At 73.6% G+C, this 6359-nt stretch carries 4 protein-coding genes; 2 read left to right on the top strand and 2 right to left on the bottom strand.

Annotated elements, in window-relative coordinates:
* Positions 1-181 precede the first annotated feature (181 nt).
* Both AC1RNL_RS07775 and hrpA read right to left on the bottom strand, forming a co-directional pair.
* Positions 182-526: a DUF6804 family protein gene (locus AC1RNL_RS07775; protein WP_492934907.1), complete on the bottom strand. Its 345-nt coding sequence runs from the start codon at positions 524-526 to the stop codon at positions 182-184.
* 47 nt (positions 527-573) lie between these two features.
* The gene (gene hrpA / locus AC1RNL_RS07770) at positions 574-4524 is read right to left on the bottom strand and encodes an ATP-dependent RNA helicase HrpA (RefSeq protein ID WP_492934906.1); all 3951 of its coding nucleotides are present in this window, start codon (positions 4522-4524) and stop codon (positions 574-576) included.
* A 229-nt stretch (positions 4525-4753) separates the two neighbouring features.
* On the opposite strand from hrpA, the gene AC1RNL_RS07765 reads away from it, so the two are divergent.
* On the top strand, positions 4754-5698 hold the full coding sequence (locus AC1RNL_RS07765) for a hypothetical protein (protein ID WP_492934905.1): 945 nt from the start codon (positions 4754-4756) through the stop codon (positions 5696-5698).
* A 173-nt stretch (positions 5699-5871) separates the two neighbouring features.
* Positions 5872-6342: a cupin domain-containing protein gene (locus AC1RNL_RS07760; RefSeq protein WP_128190665.1), complete on the top strand. Its 471-nt coding sequence runs from the start codon at positions 5872-5874 to the stop codon at positions 6340-6342.
* Positions 6343-6359 lie beyond the last annotated feature (17 nt).

Raw genomic sequence — 6359 nt, 5'->3', positions numbered from 1 at the left:
CGCTACATCGCCCGATCCATCTTCCGCCAGCTCAACGCCACCATGGCTTGACAGACGACCATAGAAGCGTCGACTCGGTCGCTGCGCGACCGGCTCGACCAGCGGGGTGGGGAGTGGGGGTGGTCTCGACTCGGTCGCTGCGCGACCGGCTCGACCGGCGGAGCGGGGAGCGGGGGTGAGGTCAGGCGCGGTCGTCGTCGCGCGGTGCCTTGATGAGGGCGGCGGCGATGAGCATGGCGAGCGCCGCCACCCAGTGCGCGCCGACCCAGACGGGGCCGGCGATGTCGAACGGCAGCACCGGGTTCCACGCGACCGCGATCGCGAGCATCACCGGCACCCACCACCAGTGCCGCGCCTGGAAGGCGAACCAGCCGACGATGAGCGCGAGCACCGCGATCACGAACCGCAGCGTGCCGAACCACTCGGTCTCGAGCAGCAGCTGCGCGACGATCAGCGCGAGCGCGCCGAGGAAGCCGGGCGCGAGGGCGTTGCGCTGCCAGGAGGGGCCGTAGCGGTCGGGGTCCATCGGCGTGTCCTTCTCTGGTGGCGTTCGTCTCGACGAGCGGTGGAGGGTCAGGGCGTGAGGGCCTTGCGGATGCGCTGCAGCGAGACCGGGCCGGCGGTGCCCAGCTGCTGCGCGAAGAGGCTGACGCGCAGCTCCTCCAGCAGCCAGCGCGCGGCGACCAGCCGCTCGGCCGTCGCCGACCCGTCGGCGCCCGCCGGCGCATCCGTCACCGAGGCGGGCAGCGGCAGCGCGCCGCCCGCCTCGAGGAACAGCGCAGTCGCCTGCTCGACCTCGGTCATCCAGGCGCGGTCGCGGTTGGCGGTCTCGGGCAGGCGCTTGACGCGGTGCTCGATCGCGCGCACGTAGACCTCGAGGCGGCCGAGCCGGTCGAGGCCCGTGCGGCTGACGAAGCCGTCGAAGACGAGCTGCTCGAGCTGCGCGCGGGCGTCGGCGAGCGCCGCCATGTGGGCGAGGCTCGCCCCGTCGCGGATCGCCCGGTCGGCCAGCCTCGCGGCGGTGAGGATGCGCGCCACCTGCGCCGCGAGCGCGAACATGCGGTCGACGAGCCCGTCGGCGACGCGGGCGCGCACCGCCTCGAACTCGGCGACCGTCGCGGGCGGCGCGGCGCCCAGCTCGCCGTCGATGATCGCGAGCATCAGGTCGGCGAAGAGCCGGTCGGTCGACGGGTAGGGGCTCGCGCCGAGCGCGAGCTTCTCGGCGCTCGTCAGGCTCGACTGCACGTAGGGCGCCGGGCTCGGCACCTGCCGCAGCAGCAGCTGCCGCACCGCGGCCCGCTGGTCGCGCTGCTGCGCCTCGCGGGTCGATGCGAGCCGCACGCCGACGGTCGCTGCGCCGCCCGCGCCCTTGCCGGTGATCGCGTAGCCCGGGTAGGCGCGCACGGTGTTGCCGCCCTGCCGCACGTCGATGTGCTCGGGCAGGTCGGTGTCGAAGCCGGGAACCTCGTCGCGCTCGAGATCGCTCGTCACCTTCACCGCCGCCTTCGCGACCTGGGTGCGCGCCTGGCCGGCGAAGCGGCGCTTCAGCGCCTCGAGATCCTTGTCGGCGCCGAGCCGGCGACCGCGGGCGTCCTCGACGGCGAACGTCGGCTTCAGGTGATCGGGGATGCGGTGCCAGTCGACGTCGTCGGCGGTGGACTGCACGTAGGCGGTGCGGGAGATGCGCGCGGCGAGCACCTCCGCGATCGAGCGCGCGCCGCCCCGCTCGTCGGCCGGCGGCTCATCGGGCAGCTCGGCGAGCATGCCGCGAGCCCAGTCGGCGGCCGGCACGACGTGCTTGCGCACGTGCTTCGGCAGGCTCTTGATCATCGCCGTCAGCAGCTCCTCGCGCATGCCCGGCACGAGCCAGTCGAACCCGGCGGGGCTCAGCCGCGGCAGCACGGCGAGCGGCACGTGCACGGTGAGCCCGTCGTCGGCGGCGCCCGGCTCGAAGCGGTAGCTGAGGCGCAGACGCTGCTCGCCCTGCTGCCACCGGGTGGGGAACGCCGCGGTGTCGACCCGCGCATCCTCGCCCGTCAGGTCCTCGCGGGTCATCGTCAGCAGGTCGGGGGTCTCCTCGCGGGCCTTCCGCCACCAGCCCTCGAAGCCTCGCGTCGAGGCGACGTCGGCGGGGATGCGCGCATCGAAGAAGTCGAAGACCGCCTCGTCGCCGACCAGCAGGTCGCGGCGCCGCTGGCGCTCCTCGAGCCGCTCGATCTCGCGCCGCAGCTCGCGGTTCCTGCGGTCGAAGTCCTGCGGGCTGTCCCACTCGCCCTCGACGAGCGCGTGGCGGATGAACAGCTCGCGCGCGTGCGCCGGGTCGATGCGCTGGAACTGCACGCGCCGCCGCTCGACGATCGTCACGCCGAAGAGCGTCACCTTCTCGTACGCGACGACCGCGCCCTGCTTGCGCTCCCAGTGCGGCTCGCTCACCTGGCGCTTCGCCAGGTCGCCCGCGAGCGGCTCGGCCCAGGCGAGGTCGATGGATGCGACGGTGCGGGCGAAGAGGCGGCTCGTCTCGACGAGCTCGGCGGCCATGACCGCGCGGGGCGGGCTCTTCGCGAGGCCGGAGCCCGGGAAGATCTGGAACCGCGCGCCGCGTGCGCCGACGTACTCGGCGCGGGCGCGCATCCGCCGCTTCGATTCGCCCGGGCGCGGCTGCTGCGGCTTCTGCGTCTCGTCGAGCACGCCGATGCGACCGAGGAGGCCCGCGAGCAGCGCCTTGTGGACGGCGACGGCGTCGACCCCGACCGTGAGGGAGCCGGGGCCGCCCTCCGTCCCCTCCGCTGGTCGAGCCGCGCGCGCCGCAGGCGCTCGCGAGTCGAGACCACCCCGAGCGTCGTCTCGAGACGCCCCTTCGGGGCTCCTCGACGAGCGAGGCGGCTTCAGCCCCATCGCCTTCGTCAGCTGCCGCACCACGTCCTGCCACTCCCGCACGCGCAGGAACGAGAGGTGCTCCGCCTTGCACGCCTTGCGGAACTGGTTGCCCGACAGTGCCGCCTGCTGCGCCTGCAGGTGCCGCCAGAGCGCGAGCAGCGTGATGAAGTCGCTCGTCGGGTCGACGAACCGCGCGTGCGAGCGGTCGGCCTCCTCGCGCCGCTCGAGCGGCCGCTCCCGCGGGTCCTGGATCGTCAGGCCCGCGACGATCGCGATGACCTCGTGGGCGACGCCCGCGTCTCTGCCGGCCAGGGCCATCCGCCCGAACCGCGGATCGACGGGCAGGCGCGCGAGCTCCCGGCCGATGCGGGTGATGTCGCCCTTCGGGGTGATGGCGCCGAGCTCGCGCAGCAGGTCGCGGCCGTCCTTGATGCCGCGCGGGTCGGGCGGCTGCAGGAAGGGGAAGTCCTCGAGCGCCCCGAGCCCGAGTGACGCGGCCTGCAGGATGACCGCCGCGAGGTTGGTGCGGAGGATCTCGGGGTCGGTGAACGCGGGGCGCCTGTCGAAGTCGGCCTCGGCGTAGAGGCGGATCGCGATGCCCGGCGCGACGCGGCCCGCGCGCCCGGAGCGCTGGTTGGCGCTCGCCTGGCTGATCGCCTCGATCGGCAGCCGCTGCACCTTCGAGCGCGCGGAGTATCGCGAGATGCGGGCCGTGCCGGTGTCGATCACGTGGCGGATGCCCGGCACCGTGAGGCTCGTCTCGGCGACGTTCGTGGCGAGCACGACGCGTCGCTTCGTGCCGGGGCGCGTGCTGCGCTCGAAGACGCGGTGCTGGTCGGCGGCGCTCAGGCGCCCGTAGAGCGGCAGGATCTCGGTCGCCTGGCCGAGCCGGCCCTGCAGCTGGTCCTGCGCGTCGCGGATGTCGGCCTCGCTCGGCAGGAACACCAGCACGTCGCCGGTGTCGTCGCGCGCGATCTCGGCGAGCGCCGACTCGATGCCGTCGATCGGGTCGAGGTCGGCGGCCGGCTCGTCGGCCTCGCCGTCGTCGTCCTCGTCCATCGCCTCGGCGACGAGCGGGCGATAGCGGATGTCGACCGGGAACGTGCGGCCCGAGACCTCGACGATCGGCGCGCCGCCGAAGTGCCGGCTGAACGACTCCGGATCGATCGTCGCGCTCGTGACGATCACCTTGAGGTCGGGCCGACGGGGGAGGAGCCGCTGCAGGTAGCCGATCAGGAAGTCGATCGTGAGGCTGCGCTCGTGCGCCTCGTCGATGATGATCGTGTCGTACTGCTGCAGGTCGCGGTCGCGGTGCATCTCGGCGAGCAGGATGCCGTCGGTCATCACCTTGATCTGCGTCTCGGCGCTCACCTGGTCGGTGAAGCGCACCTTGTAGCCGACGGCAGTGCCCAGCTCGACGTCGAGCTCCTCGGCGATGCGCTCGGCGATCGTGCGGGCGGCGAGGCGCCGCGGCTGCGTGTGGCCGATGCTCGTGCGGCCCAGCTCGAGGCACATCTTGGGCAGCTGCGTCGTCTTGCCCGAGCCGGTCGCACCGGCGACGATCACCACCTGGTGGTCGCGGATCGCCGCCATGATCTCGTCGCGCGCCTCGCTGACCGGGAGGTCGGCCGGGTAGTCGATGCGCATCCCACCATTCTCCCGCAGTGCGCCCGTGCGCTTGCGCGCTCGCGCGCCCCGCGCATCCGCCGCCCCGCCCCGGAGCGTTCGCCGACCCGATCGACCCCCGCCGACCCGGTGCACCGGGTCGCGTTCGGTGGGACGGGTCGGTCTCGCGGGGCGGCGGGGGAGAGGGCGGCGATCCACAGGAGCAGGGGGAGCGCCGCCCGCGATGCTCGAGCCCTGGCAGGGTGCCCGCATGACAGCCGATCACCAGGCCATCCGGCCGCGCACGAAGCGGGAGCTGGCAGGAGGCCCGGCGCTGCGCCGGCCGGAGCGCGACGTCGGCCTGGCCCGCGTGCGACGCGGGGTGTACGCCGAGTCGAGCGCGTTCGCCGATGCGAGCCGCGAGGCTCGGTACCTGCTCCGGATCCGCGCTGTGCACGCGGTGCGACCGCGTGCGATCGTCGCGCGCGAGTCGGCTCTGGCGCTGCACGGGGTCCCGTACGGCCTCGAACCGGATGCGGTCTACACCGTGGGCGGGTCGAAGACGGCTGGAAGGAAGGCCGGCGTCGTGCACGCGCAGATCCCGATCGACGCGCGCGACGTCACGATGGTCGGCGACGTGCGGGCGACCACGGTGGCCTACGCGCTCGCGGACGTCGCGCGCCGGGGCGACGCAGTGGACTCGGTCTCGGCGATCGATTGGGCGCTGCGCAGCGCGCGCACGACGAAGCCGGCCATCCGCGATGCGCTCGCCAGGCAGAGCAAGCGCGGCCGGGCGCGCGCCGAGTGGGCGATCGGGTTCGCGGATGGGCGCGCGGAGTCGGTGGGCGAGTCGTGGAGCCGGGTGCGCGTGTTCGAGCTCGGGTTCGCCGCACCCGAGCTGCAGGTGCCCGTGACCGGGCCGACCGGCCGGATCTGGCGCGTCGACATGCGCTTCTCCCGGCCCGGCCGCCGCCCGGTCTACGGCGAGTTCGACGGCATGCAGAAGTACGGCGTGCTGGCGCAGCAGCAGGGCAAGCGCGGCGTCGACGCGCTCGCGGACGAGAAGCTGCGCGACGACGACCTGCTCCTCACCGGCGACCCCGCGCACTGGGTCTGGGACGACGTGCTGCGGCCGGCCCGCTTGGAGCGGATCCTCGAGCGCTACGGCGTCCCGCGGCCCAGGCCGCGGCTCATCCGCATGTCGCGCGGCGCCTGAGCCCGCGAGATCGACCCGCTCCACCCGTTCCGACCCGGTGCACCGGGTCGCTGTGGGTCGGACGGGTCGGTGGAGCGGGAGGCGCGCAGGAGGCGCGGCGCGGGCGAGCGGGGTGCGCAGGAGGCGCGACGCACGCTCTGGTGCTTCTCAGGAGCCGAGGTCAGGATGGCGCCATGGACATCCACGACAACGGACCCAAACCGAACGTCTTCGACATCGAGACGGCGACGGTCGAGAACAGCAACTACCGAGCCGTCGCCTGGACGGGCAAGCACCTGCAGGTCACGCTCATGTCGATCGAGCCCGGCAAGACCATCGGGCTCGAGGTGCACAAGGGCACCGACCAGTTCCTGCGCATCGACCAGGGCAAGGGCGTCGCGAAGATCGGGCCCGCCGAGGACGACCTGCAGGAGTACGAGGTCGAGGACGGCTGGAGCATCCAGGTGCCCGAGGGCATGTGGCACGACGTCGAGAACACCGGCGACGAGCCGCTGCGCCTCTACGCCATCTACGCGCCGACGCACCACGCGAAGGGCATCGTGCAGGCGACGGCCGAGAAGGCCGAGGAGGACGAGGAGGCCGGCCGCGACGAGCCGCCGAAGTGGGTCGCCGAGGTCGACACGAAGGGCGAGGAGAAGGCCTGAGCCGCACCTCTTCCCGA

The sequence above is a fragment of the Agrococcus sp. GW821-FHT14H11 genome (genome assembly GCF_058803545.1).
This window is presented reverse-complemented; position numbering and strand designations above follow the sequence as displayed.

Bases quoted from the DNA above. Each gene is read 5' to 3' on its own strand.
- AC1RNL_RS07775 (WP_492934907.1), bottom strand. From the start codon at position 526: ATGGACCCCGACCGCTACGGCCCCTCCTGGCAGCGCAACGCCCTCGCG.
- hrpA (WP_492934906.1), bottom strand. From the start codon at position 4,524: ATGCGCATCGACTACCCGGCCGACCTCCCGGTCAGCGAGGCGCGCGAC.
- AC1RNL_RS07765 (WP_492934905.1), top strand. From the start codon at position 4,754: ATGACAGCCGATCACCAGGCCATCCGGCCGCGCACGAAGCGGGAGCTG.
- AC1RNL_RS07760 (WP_128190665.1), top strand. From the start codon at position 5,872: ATGGACATCCACGACAACGGACCCAAACCGAACGTCTTCGACATCGAG.